General features: G+C 59.8%; 15 protein-coding genes and 1 tRNA gene. 14 read left to right on the top strand and 2 right to left on the bottom strand.

The genetic code is table 11. The annotated features are described in order from the left end of the window. Window positions 1-765 precede the first annotated feature (765 nt). The 13 genes from nifB to NW837_RS13090 all read left to right on the top strand — a co-directional run bounded on the left by nifB (window position 766) and on the right by NW837_RS13090 (window position 12669). Window positions 766-2202, top strand: coding sequence for a nitrogenase cofactor biosynthesis protein NifB (nifB, locus tag NW837_RS13030; protein ID WP_414332068.1), 1437 nt, complete (start codon window positions 766-768; stop codon window positions 2200-2202). 25 nt (window positions 2203-2227) lie between these two features. Continuing rightward, on the top strand, window positions 2228-2521 hold the full coding sequence (gene fdxB, locus NW837_RS13035) for a ferredoxin III, nif-specific (protein WP_414332069.1): 294 nt from the start codon (window positions 2228-2230) through the stop codon (window positions 2519-2521). 39 nt (window positions 2522-2560) lie between these two features. Further along, window positions 2561-3760: a cysteine desulfurase NifS gene (gene nifS / locus NW837_RS13040; RefSeq protein WP_414332070.1), complete on the top strand. Its 1200-nt coding sequence runs from the start codon at window positions 2561-2563 to the stop codon at window positions 3758-3760. 59 nt (window positions 3761-3819) lie between these two features. After that, the gene (nifU, locus tag NW837_RS13045) at window positions 3820-4758 is read left to right on the top strand and encodes a Fe-S cluster assembly protein NifU (protein WP_011430652.1); all 939 of its coding nucleotides are present in this window, start codon (window positions 3820-3822) and stop codon (window positions 4756-4758) included. 255 nt (window positions 4759-5013) lie between these two features. Beyond that, on the top strand, window positions 5014-5892 hold the full coding sequence (nifH, locus tag NW837_RS13050; RefSeq protein WP_011430651.1) for a nitrogenase iron protein: 879 nt from the start codon (window positions 5014-5016) through the stop codon (window positions 5890-5892). A gap of 96 nt (window positions 5893-5988) precedes the next feature. Continuing rightward, window positions 5989-7452 carry a nitrogenase molybdenum-iron protein alpha chain gene (gene nifD, locus NW837_RS13055; protein WP_414332071.1) on the top strand — a complete coding sequence of 488 codons (1464 nt, stop codon included), beginning with the start codon at window positions 5989-5991 and terminating at the stop codon, window positions 7450-7452. 65 nt (window positions 7453-7517) lie between these two features. Then, window positions 7518-9053 (top strand): nitrogenase molybdenum-iron protein subunit beta, encoded by a 1536-nt coding sequence (gene nifK, locus NW837_RS13060; protein WP_414332072.1) that lies wholly within the window; start codon window positions 7518-7520, stop codon window positions 9051-9053. Window positions 9054-9306: 253 nt separating this feature from the next. Beyond that, window positions 9307-10494 carry a homocitrate synthase gene (gene nifV / locus NW837_RS13065; RefSeq protein ID WP_011430647.1) on the top strand — a complete coding sequence of 396 codons (1188 nt, stop codon included), beginning with the start codon at window positions 9307-9309 and terminating at the stop codon, window positions 10492-10494. Continuing rightward, window positions 10484-10633, top strand: a complete 150-nt coding sequence (locus NW837_RS13070) for a hypothetical protein (RefSeq protein ID WP_414332073.1) — start codon at window positions 10484-10486, stop codon at window positions 10631-10633. The genes nifV and NW837_RS13070 overlap by 11 nt, the downstream gene beginning before the upstream one ends. Then, on the top strand, window positions 10630-10893 hold the full coding sequence (locus NW837_RS13075) for a nitrogen fixation protein NifZ (RefSeq protein WP_011430646.1): 264 nt from the start codon (window positions 10630-10632) through the stop codon (window positions 10891-10893). The genes NW837_RS13070 and NW837_RS13075 overlap by 4 nt, the downstream gene beginning before the upstream one ends. Further along, window positions 10890-11090: a putative nitrogen fixation protein NifT gene (nifT, locus tag NW837_RS13080; protein ID WP_011430645.1), complete on the top strand. Its 201-nt coding sequence runs from the start codon at window positions 10890-10892 to the stop codon at window positions 11088-11090. The genes NW837_RS13075 and nifT overlap by 4 nt, the downstream gene beginning before the upstream one ends. A gap of 184 nt (window positions 11091-11274) precedes the next feature. After that, a complete protein-coding gene (locus NW837_RS13085) occupies window positions 11275-12429 on the top strand; it encodes an OFA family MFS transporter (protein WP_414332074.1) in 1155 nt (384 codons plus the stop codon). A 156-nt stretch (window positions 12430-12585) separates the two neighbouring features. Further along, window positions 12586-12669, top strand: a tRNA-Leu gene (locus tag NW837_RS13090). Here NW837_RS13090 and NW837_RS13095 read toward each other — a convergent pair. Next, window positions 12670-14862, bottom strand: coding sequence for a glycosyltransferase 61 family protein (locus NW837_RS13095; protein ID WP_414332075.1), 2193 nt, complete (start codon window positions 14860-14862; stop codon window positions 12670-12672). A 193-nt stretch (window positions 14863-15055) separates the two neighbouring features. On the opposite strand from NW837_RS13095, the gene NW837_RS13100 reads away from it, so the two are divergent. Next, window positions 15056-17749, top strand: coding sequence for a phycobilisome rod-core linker polypeptide (locus NW837_RS13100; RefSeq protein WP_414332076.1), 2694 nt, complete (start codon window positions 15056-15058; stop codon window positions 17747-17749). Between the two features lie 62 nt (window positions 17750-17811). Here NW837_RS13100 and ruvB read toward each other — a convergent pair whose 3' ends face one another. Next, window positions 17812-18948: a Holliday junction branch migration DNA helicase RuvB gene (gene ruvB / locus NW837_RS13105; protein ID WP_011430641.1), complete on the bottom strand. Its 1137-nt coding sequence runs from the start codon at window positions 18946-18948 to the stop codon at window positions 17812-17814. Window positions 18949-19095: the final 147 nt, after the last annotated feature.

Genomic DNA, 19095 nt, shown 5'->3' on the forward strand with positions numbered 1-19095 from the left:
GACATAAGCTCACCGGTTGGGAAGCAGGGGGCGAGTCTCAACAGAGGGGCAGAACCGTTGGGTTTCTGTTCCCCCGCTTATAGCAAGCGGCTGCGGTGGCTCAGGCTTGGCAGCGGGCGATCAGGATTGATTGAGTTATTGCCGATGTACTCAAACCCTGGAAGCTTGGCCCAGAGGGCAAAAAAAGTTTTTCTGAGGGCAGGGGGTTGAGTCTTTTGCCCGCAGGGATCCGGTATTTTCGGGGAAGGGTATGGGTATTTGAGCGAGTACATCCCCCCTGTCACAACAAGAAAGTCCGACGGCCTGCCGCCGCAATAGTCTTCACTTCCTTGGCGAGGACTTTGCCCCAGGGGGATCTTTCCTCAAACTCAAACGGCTATTTTCAATACACTTTTGGGCTGATACGATATTAAATCGTAGCAATTGATGCAAAACGCAGCCGAGGCTGCGGCGCTTGAGTGCATCTGAGCAGATTTTTAGTATTTCCTAAGCATTGCCCCAAGCCCTTGTCGAATCAGGGATTCCGGGGATCCTCCCCACAGCCGGATCCCCCGCCCCTTTGGGTCAAAATACGGCATCCCCGGCCTTGAAAAACCAGACCCTTGACCCCTAAAAAAAGTTGGATTTGGCCTGCCATCAGGCTTTGCAGGTCTTGAGTACAAAGCCAATAAACTCGATCAGTTCTACCGGGCTGAGTGCAACGGAGCGGGCAGAGGGCGGTTGATATAACCGCCAGTAACGTTCTATCCCCTGGTTGACCCCACTATGCCGCCCCTTTCAACTCCGCCCCGCCAGGGATCCCCTTCCCCATCGGCCTGCGCTTGCAGCAGCAGCCCCCGCCAGGCTCTCCCCCCTCATCTGCAGCAACGCATCGCCACCCATCCCTGCTACAGCGAAGCGGCTCACCATCACTACGCCCGCATGCACGTGGCGGTAGCCCCCGCCTGCAACATCCAGTGCAACTACTGCAACCGCAAGTTCGACTGTGCCAACGAGAGCCGGCCCGGTGTGGTCAGCGAGCTGCTTACCCCGGCGGAAGCCGCCCACAAAGTGCTGGTGATTGCCGGCAAGATCCCGCAACTGACGGTGGTGGGCATTGCTGGGCCTGGGGATCCCTTGGCCAACCCCAAGCAAACCTTCGAGACCTTTGCCCGCATTGCCGAGAAAGCTCCGGATCTCAAGCTTTGCCTTTCCACCAACGGCCTGATGTTGCCGGACTACATCGACGAGATCAAACGGCTGAACATCGACCACGTCACTCTGACCATCAACATGGTGGATCCAGAGATCGGAGCCAAGATCTACCCCTGGATCCGCTGGCGGCGCAAGCGCATTCGAGGGGTGGAGGCAGCCCGCATCCTGCACGAACGGCAGATGGAAAGCCTGGATCTGCTGCGGGAGGCAGACATCCTCTGCAAAGTCAACTCCGTTCTCATTCCCGGCATCAACGACACCCACCTCTTGGAAGTGAACCGGGTGATCCAGGAGAAAGGGGCTTTCTTGCACAACATCATGCCCCTGATCTCGGCGCCTGAACACGGCACCTACTTCGGCCTTATCGGCCAGCGGGGCCCCACCCCTCAGGAGTTGAAAGCCCTGCAAGATCGGTGCTCCGGCAACATGCGGATGATGCGCCACTGTCGCCAGTGTCGGGCGGACGCGGTGGGCCTTCTGGGGGAAGACCGCAGCCAAGAGTTCACCAAGGAGCGCTTTATGCAGATGACCCCCGAGTACGACCCCGAAAAACGCCGCCAGGTACAGGCAAGCATTGCCCAACTGCAAGCTCAGCAGCAGGCAGCCCCGACCCACTGGACAGCCGACCTGCCTCCCGACAGCCCCTCCATCCTGGTGGCCGTAGCCAGCAAAGGCGGCGGCCTGGTCAATCGCCACTTCGGCCATGCACGGGAGTTTTTGATCTACGAGGTCAACGCCCGTGGGGCGCAGTTTGTCGGCCACCGCAAGATCCCGCAGTACTGCCACGGGGGATCCGGGGAGGACAACAACCTAGAGCAAATCCTGGATCTCATCAGGGATTGCCGAGCCGTGCTGGTCTCCAAGATCGGCGATTGCCCCATGAAGCGTATTCGCGAGGCCGGCATCGAAGTGGTGGAAGACTACGACCTCATCGAAACGGTGGCCCTCAAGTTTTACCGCACCTGGTTGGTCAACCAGGCCCTGGACAGCAAATCTTCCCGATCTTGAGACCTCATCTTTTGGAGACGCGGCTATGGCTACTGTAACTGCTCTCACCAAAGGCGGACTGCCCTGGATCCCACAGTTTATCGAAAGCCTGGATATCACCCGCTGCCTCGGCTGTAGCCGTTGCCTCAAGGTCTGTGGCCGGGGTGTGTTCGCCCTCAGAGCCCTCAACGAAGACGGCGAGTTTGTCGACAACGAAGAGGAAGAAGAAAGTGAGCGCAAAGTGATGACCATCCTCAATGCCGCCCTCTGCATCGGCTGTCAGGCTTGCGCCCGCATTTGCCCAAAGCAGTGCCATTCCCACGCTCCGCAAGCCGTTTAACGTTGCCCAACCCCTACCTTGTATCGATTCGGAGCCTGTATGAACCCCGTGATCTACCTGGACAACAACGCCACCACCGCCGTGGATCCCCTGGTTCTGGAGGCGATGCTGCCCTATTTGCAGACCTTCTACGGCAACCCCTCCTCGATGCACAGTTTTGGCGGCCAGGTGGGGCGTGCCCTTAACCAAGCCCGCGAACAGGTGGCAGCCCTTCTGGGAGCCGACCCGACGGAGATTGTCTTCACCAGTGGCGGCACCGAAGGCAACACCACGGCCATTTATGCAGCCTTGGCAGCCCAACCCCAGAAGCGCCACATCATCACCACGCAGGTAGAGCACGCCTCGGTGCTCAACGTCTGCAAGCACCTGGAAAAACAAGGCTACCGCGTCACCTACCTCTCGGTGGATGAGCAAGGCTGCCTGGACTTGCTGGAGCTGGAAGCAGCCCTGACCGGCGATACTGCCCTGGTGAGCTGCATGGCCGCCAACAACGAGACGGGCGTGCTTTTCCCCATCGAGGCGGTGGGATCCCTGGCTCGCAGCTATGGGGCTGTTGTCCATGTGGACGCAGTACAGGCGGTGGGCAAGATCCCTCTCGATCTGCAGCGCCTGCCGGTGGATCTCCTCACCCTTTCCGGGCACAAGCTGCATGCCCCCAAGGGGATCGGCGCTCTCTATGTGCGGCGGGGCTTGCGCTTCCGTCCGTTGCTGCTGGGAGGGCATCAGGAGCGAGGCCGCCGCGCCGGGACGGAAAATGTGCCGGGCATCATCGCCCTGGGCAAAGCGGCTGAGCTGGCCCAAGCCCACCTGGGGGATCCCCATGAGCGGCTGCTGCGGGATCGCTTGGAGCAGGGCTTGCTACAGCGGATCCCGGATGTCCAGGTTAACGGCCACCCCACTCAGCGGCTGCCCAACACCACCAACTTGGGCTTCAAGTTCGTGGAAGGGGAAGCGATCCTCTTCTGGCTGAACAAATACGGCATCTGCGCCTCCTCCGGCTCCGCCTGCACTTCCGGATCCCTGGAGCCCTCCCATGTGCTGCGGGCCATGCGCCTGCCCTACACCGTTTTGCACGGCTCAATCCGCTTCAGCCTCTCCCGCTTTACCCAGCCGGCAGAGGTGGAGCGGGTGCTGGAGGTTTTGCCGGGGATCATCGAGCATTTGCGGGCCATCTCCCCCTTCAGCCACGAGGCGGAAGACTGGCTGCAACAGCAGGAGCGGGAACTGGCTCACCGCTGACCGCCCGGCTCAAACTCATCTTCGCTCGACCGTTAGCATCCTCAACTCAGGATCCAGCCATGTGGGACTACAGCGAAAAAGTTTTGGAACTCTTCTACCACCCCAAAAACCAAGGGGCGATGGATCCCAGCTCCGAGCCTGGTGTTCGGGTGGTGGTGGGAGAAGTGGGCAGCATCACCTGCGGCGATGCCCTGCGGCTCTACTTAAAGGTGGACGAGGCTAGCGAGCGCATCTTGGCTGCCAGCTTCCAAACCTTCGGCTGCACCAGCGCCATCGCCTCTTCCTCGGCTCTGACGGAGCTGATCACCGGCCTCACTCTGGATGAAGCCCTGCGGATCGACAACCGCCAAATCGCTGACTACCTAGGCGGCCTGCCCCCCGCCAAGATGCACTGCTCGGTGATGGGGCAAGAGGCTCTGGAGGCAGCCATCTACAGCTATCGCGGCCTTCCTCTGCCTGACCACACGGATGATGACAGCGCTTTGGTCTGCTCCTGCTTTGGCGTCAGCGAGCAAAAGATCCGCCGCTTGATCCGGGAAAACCACCTCACCTCCGCTGAGGAAGTAACAGCCTACAGCAAAGCGGGTGGTGGCTGTGGTTCCTGCCTGGCCCAGATTGAAGACCTGATCGCCGCTGTTCTGGCAGAGACTGACGCAACCCCTTCAGAAGATTCAAGAAATTCAAAAGGGAACTCCCAAAACCAGACAGAGCCCTCTCCCGCTGCTCCCTCTCCTGTCTCGGCAACAGCGACACCCCCTCCCCTCACCACCTTGCAAAAGATCGCCCGCATTCAGGCCGTCCTGGAGGAGGAAGTTCGCCCGCTGCTGTTGGCCGATGGCGGCGATGTGGAGCTTTACGACCTGGAAGGGGATCAGGTGTGGGTGCGCCTCAAGGGATCCTGCACCACCTGCCCCAGCCAGCAAAACACCCTGCGGTTGCTCATCGAAACCCGCCTGCAAGAACAGGTGTGGCCCACCTTAACCGTGCATGCCCTCTAGTTCCCCATTCTCGATAAGCCTGAGAGCCCTATGAACTGCCCCACTCCTGCTTGCCATCGCTTTTCACATCCCCTGCTTCGCTCCGGGAGGGCTCCACCGCTCGACCGGTTGACTTCCGGATCCTGCAAGGGTTCGAGGCTGCTTTCCCCTGAGCTGAAACCCTTTCGAGTCAGGACTCCGTCCCGCTGAAACGACCAGTTGCACCCGTTTGCAAGAGATTTCTAACCCTTGAGTCTTAATTAGGAGACCTGAACCATGAGACAAATTGCATTCTACGGCAAAGGCGGTATCGGCAAATCCACCACCTGTCAGAATACCGTTGCCGGTATGGCCGAATTGGGACAGCGGATCATGATCGTCGGCTGCGACCCGAAGGCCGATTCCACCCGCCTCATGTTGCACTGCAAAGCCCAGACCACCGTCCTTCACCTGGCGGCTGAGCGGGGATCCGTAGAAGACGTGGAGCTGGAAGAGGTGGTGCTCACCGGCTACCGAGGGGTGCGCTGTGTGGAATCCGGTGGCCCCGAGCCTGGCGTTGGCTGTGCTGGACGAGGCATCATCACCGCCATCAATTTCTTGGAAGAAAACGGAGCCTACGAGGATCTGGACTTTGTCTGCTACGACGTGCTGGGGGACGTGGTCTGCGGCGGTTTTGCCATGCCCATCCGGGAGGGCAAGGCCCAAGAGATCTACATTGTTTGCTCTGGCGAAATGATGGCCATGTATGCGGCCAACAACATCGCCCGCGGCGTGCTGAAATACGCCTACTCCGGCGGCGTGCGTTTGGGTGGCCTGATCTGCAACAGCCGCAAAGTGGATCGCGAGATCGAGCTGATCGAAGCTCTGGCCGAAAAGCTGAACACCAAGATGCTGCACTTCATCCCCCGCGACAACGTGGTTCAGCACGCGGAATTGCGCCGCATGACGGTGATCGAGTACTCCCCCGACTGCAACCAAGCTGACGAGTATCGGGCCTTGGCCAAAAAGATCATCAACAACACGGATCTGAGGATCCCCACCCCCATCTCTATGGATGAGCTGGAACAGTTGTTGATAGAGTTCGGCGTTTTGGACGACGACCAGAAAATCGCCCACCTCATCGGCAAAACCGAAAAAGAGTTGGCCCCAGTGTGAACTTAAAGATGGGCTGGGGGTGGATCCCTTCCTCCCTCGGCCCTCGGTTCCCCCTAGTTTCTTTCTCAAAAAAATCCAGTAGATGAGGCTCTTCCCATGACTACTCCAAAAAGCGCCCTCAAAGAGGAAAACCGAAAAGTTATTGCAGAAGTTCTGGAAACCTATCCGGAAAAGGCCAAGCAAAAGCGAGCCAAACACCTCAACGTCTACGACAAGGGCAAAACGGATTGCGGAGTAAAGTCCAACATCAAGTCGATCCCCGGCGTCATGACCACTCGCGGCTGTGCCTATGCCGGTTCCAAGGGGGTGGTGTGGGGGCCGGTCAAAGACATGATCCACCTCAGCCATGGCCCCGTGGGCTGCGGCTACTACTCCTGGTCGGGACGGCGCAATTACTACGTGGGAATCACCGGGGTGAACACCTTCGGCACCATGCAGTTCACCTCCGATTTCCAGGAGCGAGATGTGGTGTTCGGGGGGGACAAAAAACTGGCCAAACTCTTGGTGGAAGCCAGCGAACTCTTCCCCTTGGCCAAAGGCATTACCATCCAGTCCGAATGCCCCGTCGGCTTGATCGGGGATGACATCGAGGCAGTGGCCAAGAGAGTTTCCAAAGAAATTGGCAAGCCGGTGGTACCGGTGCGCTGCGAAGGCTTTCGGGGGGTCTCCCAGTCCCTGGGCCACCACATCGCCAACGATACGGTGCGGGACTGGGTTTTGCCCATTGCCGACAAGAAAGCGAAGGAGGGATCCCTCAACTTTGAGCCCGGCCCTTATGATGTGGCCCTGATTGGGGACTACAACATCGGCGGCGACGCTTGGTCTTCCCGGATTTTGCTGGAGGAGATGGGCCTGCGGGTAGTGACCCAGTTTTCCGGCGATGGCACCTGGAACGAGATGCTGCTTGCCCCTCGGGTGAAGCTGAATCTCATCCACTGCTACCGCTCCATGAACTACATCTGCCGCCACATGGAGGAAGCCTACGGGATCCCCTGGCTGGAGTTCAACTTCTTTGGCCCCACCCAAATTGCCAAATCCCTGCGGGCCATCGCCCAGCGGTTTGACGAGACCATCCAGGCCAAGGCAGAGCAGGTGATCGCCAAGTACAAGCCCCAGAGCGAGGCCATCATTGCCAAGTACCGTCCCCGCCTGGAGGGCAAGCGGGTGATGCTGATGGTGGGCGGACTGCGGCCCCGCCACGTCATCCCGGCCTTCCGGGAGCTGGGCATGGAGGTGATTGCCACCGGCTACGAATTCGGCCACGGCGACGACTACAAGCGCACCACCCAGTACATCGACGATGGCACCCTCATCTACGATGACGTGTCCGGCTACGAGTTTGAAGAATTTGCCAAGAGGTTGAAGCCAGATCTCATCGCCTCCGGCATCAAGGAGAAGTACGTCTTTCAAAAGATGGCTTTGCCCTTCCGCCAGATGCACTCTTGGGACTACTCCGGCCCCTACCACGGCTACGACGGCTTTGCCGTGTTCGCCCGCGATATGGATCTGGCCTTGAATAGCCCCACCTGGGATCTGGTCAAAGCCCCCTGGAAATCCTAGCTTGCCGCCGGGATCCCAAACGCGAACGGCCCTTCCTTCCCCTGCCCCTCATTAGGAGACCGACCATGCCGCAAGATATCCAAGACATCAAAGATCACGCCCGCCTGTTTCAAGATCCGGAATATCAGGCGCTTCTGCAGTGCAAGCAAACCTTTGAAGATCTCCCTTCCCCGGAAGAAGTGGCCCGGGTGGCCGAATGGACAAAATCTTGGGAATACCGGGAGAAAAACTTTCAGCGGGAAGCTTTGACGATAAACCCTGCCAAGGCTTGCCAGCCCTTAGGGGCCATCTTCGCCGCTGTCGGCTTTGAGGGAACTCTGCCCTTTGTCCATGGATCCCAGGGGTGTGTGGCCTATTTTCGCACCCATCTCACCCGCCACTTTAAGGAGCCCTTTTCGGCGGTCTCCACCTCGATGACGGAAGATGCGGCGGTGTTTGGCGGCCTCAAAAACCTAATCGAGGGACTGGAAAATGCCTACGCCCTCTACAAGCCCAAGATGATCGCCGTGTGCACCACCTGCATGGCGGAGGTGATCGGGGATGACCTGGGGGCCTTCATCACCACGGCCAGAAATGAGGGAGTGATTTCCCGCGACTTCCCGGTGCCCTATGCCCACACGCCAAGCTTTGTGGGATCCCACATCACCGGCTACGACAACATGCTCAAGAGCATTCTCAGCACCCTCACCGAGCCGGTGGGCCGCACGGGTAGCAATGGCTACATCAACGTCATCCCTGGCTTCGATACCTACGTGGGCAACTTGCGGGAGATCAAGCGCATCTTCGGCTTATTTGGGATCCCGCTGACTTTGCTGGCGGACAACTCCGACTATTTGGATTCGCCCAACGACGGCACTTTCCACATGTATCCCGGCGGAACCCCTCTGGAGGTGGCCGCCCAATGCCTCAACGCCGAGGCTACTTTTTCCTTCCAGCGCTACACCACGCCCAAGACCCTGGAGTTTCTAGCAGAGGCCTCGGGTCGGCCCACCCTGACGGCGCGGCCAGTGGGTATTCGGGGCACGGATGAGTTTTTGATGCAGCTATCCCAGTTAACGGGCAAGCCCATTCCCGCCGAGCTGGAGATCGAACGGGGCCGGGCGGTGGATGCTTTCACGGACTCCCAAGCCTGGATCCACGGCAAGCGGGTGGCCCTGTACGGGGATCCGGATCTGGTGATGGGCTTGCTAAGCGTATTGCTGGAGCTGGGGGCCGAGCCGATCCATGTGGTGGTGACCAACAGCAACGAGGAGTTCGAAGCCGAGGCGCGGGCACTGCTGGCCTCCAGTCCCTATGGACAGGGGGCAACCGTCTGGGGGGGCAAGGATCTCTGGCATCTGCGCTCTCTGATGTTCACCGAGCCGGTGGATCTGCTGATCGGCAATTCCTACGGCAAATACCTGTGGCGGGATACGGGCACGCCTTTGGTGCGCATCGGCTACCCCATCTTCGACCGCCACCATCTGCATCGCTATCCCACCTATGGCTATGTGGGGGCGCTCAACCTCCTTAACTGGATTGTCAACACCATTCTGGATGAGGCAGATCGGCGCAGCATCATCCCCGGCAAAACCGACATCTCCTTCGACTTAATTCGTTGATGGCCAGAGCAGCGGGATCCCAAAGGCCGGACTTTGTCGGACTTTGTCAAGGATCCCCTGCTCCAAAGACTCCACCCCGCTAAGAGGAACAGCCAAGCCTTACAGGAATCTGATGAATTCTGCGGCAACTTGGTTGAGCTTTCTACCCTGGACATGATTGCCCTGACGCAACCGGGGTCCCGCTAGCGGTGCGGAGCACCATCGACGGTTACCGATTGCCTAGGCGGGCCGTAGGTCTTGGAGGATGGATCCCATGAATTCCTCTATCACCATCAACGACACCACCCTACGCGATGGGGAGCAAGCGGCAGGGGTAGCCTTCCAAATCCCCGAGAAAATCTCCATTGCTGCCCTCTTGGATGCCATTGGCGTGCCCGAAATTGAGGTGGGGATCCCGGCCATGGGCGCTGTGGAAACGGAAGCCATTCGCGCCATGCTCAGCCTGGGGCTGCGGGCCCACCTGCTGGGGTGGAACCGGGCTGTGCCCAGCGATATCCTCGCCTCTATTCGTTGCGGCCTCAAGCGGATCCACATCTCCGTGCCGGTCTCGGATCGGCAAATCGCTGCCAAGTTCCAAGGGGATCGCCCTCGGCTGCTGCGACAGTTGCGCCAATGCGTGGAGATGGCCTTGGAGCAGGGGCTGTGGGTCTCGGTGGGGGCAGAAGATGCCAGCCGCACCTCCCTGGAGCAGGTGATCGAGTTGGCCCAAATGGCCCAAAGCTGGGGCTGTCGGCGCTTCCGCTACTGCGATACGGTGGGCGTTTTGGATCCCTTTAGCACCTACAAGCAGATTCGCCGTCTGGTGCGGGCCATCGATATCCCTGTGGAGATGCATACCCACGACGACCTGGGCATGGCCACTGCCAATGCCTTGGCCGGAATCCGCGCCGGCGCTCAGTCGGTAAACACCACCGTCAACGGCCTGGGGGAACGAGCCGGCAACGCCCCCCTGGAAGAGGTGGTGATGGCTCTGCGCTGCACCTTGGGGATCGATGTTGGGGTGGATACCCGCCGTTTGCGGGAGCTGTCTCAACAGGTGGCGCGGGCCAGCGGTGCTCCCCTACCTCCCTGGAAGGCCATCGTCGGTGACAACGCCTTTGCCCACGAGTCGGGGATTCATGCGGCGGGAGTGCTACGGGATCCCCAGACCTATGAGCCTTTCCCGCCAGAGGCGGTAGGCAGCCAGCGGCGGCTGGTGTTGGGCAAACACTCCGGCAGGCATTTGCTGCTCCAGATCCTCAAGGAACACGGGATCCCTGTCGAGCAGATCCCACCTGGCCAACTGGAAAAGCTCCTGGAACAGGTGCGGCAGCACGTCACCCACTGCAAGCATCCGATCCCACCGGCGGAACTGGCCCGTTATTGCCGCGCAACGCTGACGCAATGGGCGCAACATACTCCAGAACCCATCCCAGAGGAGAGCCATCCCGATGTTGTCTAACCGCTTGTCCGGAAAGGAAACTTCCAAATCTCAGGCCATTTTGGCAGCCGTGTCTCGACGGACGCGCCAAGTAGGCCGCAGCCTAACCCGCCAAGAGCTTTGTCAGGTGCTGGCAGAAATCACAGGAGGTACCCCATGAGCGACGAACTGGAGCTGGATCGCCCTCCCCAATTTGAGCTGGGCGACAAAGTCCGCATCCGTAAGGTCATCCGCAACGATGGCACCTTCTTCGGCCAGCCGGTGGGGAAAATCTTGGCCGTTCCGGGCGACGAAGGTTACGTGATTTCCATTGGCACCTTTCTACAACGGTTTTACGTCTATGCCGTCCACTGCTTGGCCAAAGGCTTGGTGGTGGGGTGCCGTGCCCAAGAGCTGGAACTTGTGGAGAAAGGGCTATGAAAGTCATCCTGCACGAAAGTGCCTACGGGCATTTGATGGTCTACGTTCCCAAAAAAGATCTGGAAGAATCGGTTGTGGCCACCCGTTCAGAGGCCGGGGAAACCATTTTCACCTTGAGCAACGGTTGGGAATTGTCCATCCCGGAGCTGCCGGAGCCTTTGTCTCTGCCCAAGACGGTAGAGGCCAAACGCCTCTAGCCAACGGTTGGCTAAAAATTCTGTTGGCCTATCCCCGAAAGGGCTGAGAGAATGGGTTGAACTCAGCTCCAACAAGCTCCAGATACCCATGAAAAGGGTTGGATTCCCCGTTACTTTGTATGGACAACCGGCCCATATGGGGAGATGGCTTTTCATCCTCCAGGGGCTCCTGGTTCTTCTTTGCTTGGGAACCGTCTATTCCTGGAGCATTTTCCGCAAGCCTCTGGAAACAGAGCTGGGGATCGGGGCCAGTGAGAGCCTGCTGCCCTACACCGTTGCCCTCGTGTTTTACGCTACCCTCATGCCCATCACAGGGTTTGTCATCCCCCGCTGGGGATCCCGCCGAGTACTGGCTCTGGGGGGCAGCTTGGTGGGTTTGGGCTATGGGCTGGCTAGCTTTGCCCCTTCTATTGGGTGGATCACCCTCTGCTATGGGGTGATTGCCGGTAGCGGAGTAGGGGTTGCCTATGGGGTGCCGATGGCCGTGGCAGCCCGTTGGTTTCCCGATTGCAAGGGATTGGCGGTGGGGTCCACTATTATCGGCTTTGGCCTATCCCCCCTGCTTACCGCTCCTCTAGCCAACCGCTTGATCGAGGCACTGGGGGCTCGGCCTACGCTGCTGATTTTGGGGATCCTCTTTGCAGCGGTGATCTTGGGGATCGCAACCCAACTGAGATTTCCTCCCCCCGATTGGATCCCTTCCCCATCTTTTCCAAGAAAATCCACGGACAGCCCAGATCAACCTCTACCGGCTTCTAGGCGCTCTCTCCCTCTGCTGAGAAACCCCTCCTTCTATGGCCTGTGGATCTGCTACGCCATCGGCACCCTGGTTGGTTTAAGCGCCATTGGGATTTCTGGTCCTGTGGGGGAAGAGCTGATCGGCCTGGATCCCCCTGCGGCTGCCAACAGCGTGGCTCTCTTCGCCATTTTCAACGGGCTCAGCCGTCCTCTGTTTGGCTGGTTGGCCGATCGATTACATCCCCATCAGGTCACTACGGGCTCCTATGGGCTGATCCTGCTGGCCTGTGGGCTAATGCTCCTGCCTCCTCAGGGATCCCTTCTGGGCTATTGGGTAGCCTTTTCCTTGCTTTGGTTTTGCCTGGGGGGGTGGCTGGCCATGGCTCCCGCCCTGACCTTGCGCTTGTTTGATCCCGAACGCTACGCCCAGAACTACGGCATTGTGTTTACCGCCTATGGAGTTGGGGCCTTGGTGGGAACGATGATCGCGGGGCAAATTCGCGATAGGCTGGGCAGCTATAGCTATACCTTTTATGGGATGGCCGCCTTGGCGGTGGTGGGGATCTGGGTGGCCAACGTTTTTTTGAAAGAGAAGTTGTAGGAGCTTCAAGCCAGCGGGCACAGCAGGGATCCCATCAGCAGGGGCAGCAATCCCCTACTTCATACCCTCCACTGCAGGGCTGGGTGAACCAACTTAAAGACTTGCCCCCCCAAGGCAAGCAGTTTGGTAGAGTAGTACGGCTATTGCCGACAGATTGGGATCGTGGCGGAATGGTAGACGCTACGGACTTAAAATCCGTTGTTCCTCAAGAACGTGAGGGTTCGAGTCCCTCCGATCCCATCATCCCTTGATCCCTGTCTGTTCCAGCACATTCAGCAAGTCCGGGATCCGAACCCAGGCATCTTCTCGATCCAAATCGGGGCTGGAAAGAAGAGCCACCAAAGCCGGATCGCAAACAGGCGCCACCAAGGGGAAATACCTTAACCCTGCCACCTGAGCAATACTCCAAAAATAGGGAAGCACTGCATTGCTGGGCAAGATCTCGATGACGGTGGTGCCGGGTTGACAAAAGGCGAGGTTGGTTAGGCCCGCCCCGTGGATCCCGATCACCGCCTCTGCCCCTTGCATTAGGGCTATTTGCTCTTGAAGAGAAAGGGTTTCCATTTGCACCGGTGCAAATCCCCAAGGGTGCAAACAGGCTAGCACCTCCGCTTCGTTGATCACCCGCCGCCAGCGGGCAGACCGACGGCTGATGTAAATCCGCCGCGGCTGCAGGGGGTCGATGGAGAAACTCGGCTGGGCCAGTTGCCGCAGCACCTCCAATCCCCTGGGCGTCAAACACCCCACCGGAGCGCCTGCCGAGGGCACGATCAGGTTTTGGGCTTGCAGATGGGATCCCCCCAACTGCTCAAAGCTGAGGATGCGCTCGGCTGGGATCCCCAAAGCAGCCAAGCTCTGCACCTGAAAGGGCTTTCTTTGATACCCGTGGATCAAGATGGGGATGTCCTTTTCCAGGGCGCCCGACCGCTGCAGGATATCGAGGGCCGGCAGAATATCCACCATCCAGTGAAAGTAGTTGACCGCTCCCAAGGGCAAGAGGGCAACGGGGCCATCCAGTGGGATCGGTGGGGGGAGATGGGGCAAGCCCAGCAGGGGGTGGTGTCGCAGGTGATCTGGCCTGTAGTCCCAGTCGAGGAACTCCGGCGGCGGCAAGCTCAGGGATAGATCGGCGAGCAATTCTCCCCGGCGGGTGAGCACCCCGCTGGCAAAGCTGGCGTAGAGGTGGCGGGGATAGTGGCCCACGTGGACGGATCCTCGGGGGATCTGGGCGACAAAGGTCTCTGCCAAGGGGATGCGCTGCGGGCGCAGCTTTTGCAAAATGGCGGGATCAGCGGCAGGGGGCGCTTTTAGACAGAGAACCCCCCCTGGATCCAGCAGTTGGTAGTCCCCTTCGCCCGTGGCCTGATGCCACTGTCGGGTGGTGAGGTAGCCTTGGGTTGGCACTGGCCAGAAGTCAGTTGTAGGGGGAGTGCTCTGGGAAAAGGAGTCTGCTGGAGGGGCAACGCCTTCTGGAGCCCAACGCTGCCGCCAAGCCGAATACAGGAAATCGGGGATCCTCGCAGATCCCTCTCCCCTGCATGCCTGCTCCAGTCCAGATCGCAGAGGGCTTTCTCCGCCGCTGCCCTCGCACCACGCCTGCACCCAATTCCGTTCCGCTGCCACCGCTCGGCAAACCTTCTCCCAAGCGGCCTCAGGGTGATCCAGCCGCACTTCCGCTTCCGCCCAGTAGCTGTAGAGCTGCGCTGTCCCGGTGCCCCGCGCCTCAGCCGCCTGGAAACACCGCACAGCCTGAACTGGATCCTGCAGATCCAGCCACGCCAGGCCCATCTGTACCCAGGGATCCCCCCACTCAGGGCGCAGCCGCGCAGCCTCCTGCAGAGGGGAAATCGCCTCTCGCAAACGGCCCAGCTTCATCAGGGCCAAGCCCCAGCGCCAAAAACTCTCTGCTGCCGCCGGATCCTGCTGGCAAGCCCGCTCAAACCACTCCGCTGCCGCAGCCCACAGCCGGCTCCGCTCTTGGGTCAGGCCAATGCGGTGAGCAGCCAAAGCCTGGCCAGAAGACAGCTCCAGCTGTCCATCCCCCAACTCCAGAAGCTGCCGATACAGAGCTGCTGCCTGCGGCCAATGGCCCTTCTCCCACAGGCTTTCCGCCAAAGCCTGCAAGCTCCTCAGCAGGTGGTAGACGGCCTCGGATTCGGCCACCCCCCCCGCTTGCAGCATCGCCAAGCCCTCTTGCCACACCAGCTGCGCCTCCAGTTCCCGACCCAGCAGGAGATAGGCGGCTCCCAGCTCCCAATACAGCTCTGGAGAGGGGGATCCCTGCTCGAGCTGTTGCTGTAAAACCTGGGTAACGCGTTCGTAATGCCCCTGCTCCCAATCCTCAAGGAGAAAAGCAGAAGACAACAGATGGGGGGGTAGAGCTGGGTTGGGAGCCATGTCTTTGTGGATGAGAAACAGTGTTACAAACTGCAACAACCTCCCCACTCTGGGCCCGTGCCCCTAGTATTCTAGGCTTGGCTTCCCCCTCAGGGATCGGGCATCGATCCTTCTCAGCTCAGAGAGGGATGCTCCTCCAGTCGTGGGTCAGCCTCTTCACCCCCTTCGATGGCACTGTCCTCGGCCTTTGTCGGCAGTTTTTTCGATCAAAACGGAGTTTAAAAGATCGATGGGTATCAACGTATCCGCTGGCGCAGTCGTTTCCAACCCCCGTCTCTACCAAACCGTGCCTGTATCGACCATCTCCCAGGCGGAACAGCAGGATCGCTATCTGGGACGCACCGAGCTGGATCGCCTCGAGGACTTTTTCTCCAGCGGCCTGAAACGGCTAGAGATTGCCGAGGTCATTGCGGCCAATTCGGAAATCATCGTCAGCCGGGCAGCCAACCGCATCTTCACAGGGGGCTCGCCCATGGCCTATCTGGAGCGGCCAGAAGCGACCCAAGACGAGAAAGAAGCCTTCAAGCTGGGTACTGCCTTCTACGTGGAATCCACCGGCGGATTCATTGAGGCCATCCGCAACATCTTTAGCGCCAGCGGTGTGGAGATTCCCCCCAATTTCCGCCCCATCAACATCTCCCGCTACGGAGCTGCCAACATGCGCAAATCGCTGCGGGATCTGAGCTGGTTTTTGCGCTACGTTACCTACGCCCTGGTGGCCGGGGATCCCAGTATCATCGCCGTCAACACCCGCGGCCTGCGGGAGATCATCGAAAACGCCTGCTCCGCCGAGGCCACCATTGTCGCCATTCAAGAGATGAAGCGGGCAGCGGCTGGCTACTTCCGCAAAGATGCCGAAGCGGCTGCCATCATCAACCAATACTTCGATGTTTTGCTGAGCGAGTTCATCGCTCCCGCCCCTTCCGACAAGCTGCGGCAGCGCAACGCCAGCACCGCCGACGGCCTGCCCCTGCAGGGGCTGCAGCTACCCCAGGTTTACAACTTGGCTGCCGAGAAAGTTCCCGTTTTTGCCATGAAGCCGGGGCTGTCCAACGCCGAGAAGGAAGAAGTCATCAAGGCCGCCTACCGGCAGGTGTTTGAGCGGGACATCCGCCGCGCCTACGGCCTCAAGCTTTCCAACCTGGAGTCGAAGGTGAAAAACGGCGAGATCTCCATGAAGGAGTTCATTCGCCGCCTGGGCAAATCGGAGCTCTACCGCAAGCAGTTTTACGAGCCTTACATTAACAGCCGCGTTGTCGAGCTGGCCTTCCGCCACTTCCTGGGCCGGGCCCCTGAAACCCGCGAGGAAGTGCAGACCTACTTCTCCATCGTCTCCAGCAAGGGCCTGGCCGGCCTGGTGGACGCCCTGGTGGACAGCCGCGAGTACGGGGACTACTTCGGCGAGGAGACGGTGCCCTACCTGCGCAAGCTGGGGATAGAAGCCCAAACCAGCGCCAACTGGGGAGCCAAATTCGACCTCTACAACTACGCTGCCCCCCGCCGCAAGGTGCCCCAGTTCATTACCCTCTTTGCCCGCTACAACCGGCCCCTGCCGGATCAGCATGCCTATGGCTCCGGCAATGACCCGCTGGAGATCCAATTTGGGGCCATCTTCCCCAAGGAAACCCGTTCCCTCAGCGCCCGCCCTGCTCCCTTCAACAAAGATGTCAAGCGCATCCTCATCCGGCGCGGCTTTGCCCTGACCAACGAGCGCACCAATCCCAGAGCAGCAGGGGATCCCGGCAGCCTTGGCCCGAAGGTTTTCAAGCTCACCCAAACTCCCGGCGATCGCAGCCGGCGGCTAGGGGTGCGGGCGGGGATTGTTGGCAGCGAAGTCTCGACGCAAGCGGTGATCCGCGCCTGCTACCAGCAGGTGTACGGTTACATGCCCTACGAAGGCCAACGGCTAACCCGTTGGGAGATCAAGCTGGAGTCGGGGGAAATTCCTGTCAAAGAGTTTATTCGCCAACTGGCCAAGTCGGATCTCTTCCGCAACAAGTACTGGTCCAGCTTGTATGTCTGCAAAGCCATCGAGTTTATCCACCGCAAGCTGCTGGGCCGACCCACCTACGGGCGCCAGGAGATGAACCGCCTATTTGACATCGCCTCCAAGCAAGGGTTCTACGCCGTCGTGGACGCCATCCTCGACAGCGAGGAGTACCAGCAGGTCTTCGGGGAAGATATCGTGCCCTATGAGCGCTACCTCACCCCCGGCGGTCTGGCGTTGCGGCGGATGCGCCCCGGCTCCACCGACATGGCAGTGACCAAGCCCATTCGCACCGACGACGACATCCCTCTCTTTGTCAAGTTGGGTCAGCCTCGGGATATGCCTTCCGGCGAGCTGGAAATCCAGCGGCGGGCCCAGCAGGGGGTGCCCAAGGTACGCCAAGAGATCCCTGTCTTCAAGCTCACCAGCCTGGCCAACAAAGCGGAAGTCAACAACCTCATCCGCGCCGCCTACCGGCAGGTCTTCGAGCGGGATATGGACATCTACAACATCAGCGCCGAGCTCAGCTCTGCCGAGTCCAAGCTGCGCAACGGCGAGATCACCGTCAAGGAGTTCATCGAGGCCCTGGGGTGTTCCGAGCTGTACCGCTCCGAGTTCTATGCCCCCTATCCCAACACCAAGGTGATCGAGCTGGGCACCAAGCACTTCCTAGGCCGTGCGCCTCTCAACCAGCAGGAGATCCGCAAGTACAACCAGATCTTGGCCACCCAGGGGGTGAAAGCCTTTGTGCGCGCCCTGCTGAACACCCAGGAGTATCGGGATCTCTTCGGCGAGGACACGGTGCCCTATCGCCGCTTCCCCACCTTGCCGGCGGCCAACTTCCCCAACACGCAGGAGCTGTACGGTCGCCTTACCAAGCAAAACCGCGAGCTGGTGGTGCCCAGCTTCAGCCCTGTGGGCAATGACCGCAGCTAGATGGGGCTCTCAACTGCTCTCTTTCTTGTGAGAGAGGGGTCGGGGGTGAGGGGAGAGACGAGTTAGCTCCACAAAGGCAGAGGAGACTGGGCTTCATAGCCCAGATGCCGTAGCGCAGCAGGGGTAACCACTCGACCCCGGGGCGTGCGCTGCAGGTAGCCGATCTGCAGCAGATAAGGCTCATACACTTCTTCAATGGTTTGGGGATCCTCACCCGTCACCGCGGCCATCGTCTCCAAGCCCACTGGCCCTCCACCGAACTGCTCCACCAGCACCGTCAGCAGCTTGCGATCGATCCAATCCAAACCCATGGGATCCACCTGGAACAGCTCCAGAGCGGCTGCTGCCACTTCTTGGCTAATGTGGCCATCCCCTCGCACCTGGGCGTAATCTCGCACCCGCTTGAACAGGCGGTTGGCAATGCGGGGTGTGCCCCGAGAACGGCGGGCGATCTCTGCAGCCCCTTCTGGATCGGTGGAGACATTCAAGAGGCGAGCCGTGCGCAGCACGATCTGCACCAGCTCGTGAGGCTCGTAAAAGCGCAGCCGTTGCACGTGGCCAAAGCGATCCCGCAGCGGAGAAGTGAGGGCGCCAATGCGGGTTGTGGCCCCGATGAGGGTAAAGCGTTCCAAGGGCAGAGAGGTGATGCGAGCAGAGCGACCTTTGCCGATGGTGATATCAAGACGAAAATCCTCCATCGCCGGATAGAGCAATTCTTCTGTAACCTTGGGCAGGCGGTGGATCTCGTCAATAAACAGCACATCCCCCCGCTTCAAACGCACCAAATACCCGGCGATATCGCGGGGGCTCTCCAAAGCCGGCGCGGTGGTCATGTAGAACTGGGATCCCATTTCTGCCGCCAGCACTGCTGCCACCGTGGTTTTGCCTAGACCAGGCGGGCCGTAGAACAGCAGGTGATCCAGAGGCTCTTGGCGAGCGCGGGCCGCCGCAATGGCAATGGAGAGCACTTCTTTAAGTTCCGTCTGGCCAATATATTCCGCTAGGGTGCGCGGGCGCAGGGATTCTTCCTGGGCTTCGCCAGGGTGGGCTTGCGGCTGCAACAGGGCAGAGGGATCCGCTCCCCTTTCCCCAGCAAAGCTCAACTCTCTGCCTTCTTTTCTCCAGGCTGAAGACTTTTGCTGCCGCCGCTTGGGGCCCTCAGCGTTCTGGCCTGTATCCCGAGAAGAAATGATTGCCATATCCCTAAGTCACAGAGGCAATGGCCCCAATTTAACTCTAGAAAAGCTCTGGGAAAGATCACCCCAGCAAAGAGAACAAAAAAATCCCCCAGACCAAGCTGGGGGATCCACCAATGCTGTTGAAGCGTCAGGTCAGGCCATCAGCCA

It is taken from the genome of Synechococcus sp. R6-10, assembly GCF_047461815.1.
GTDB lineage: Bacteria > Cyanobacteriota > Cyanobacteriia > Thermostichales > Thermostichaceae > Thermostichus.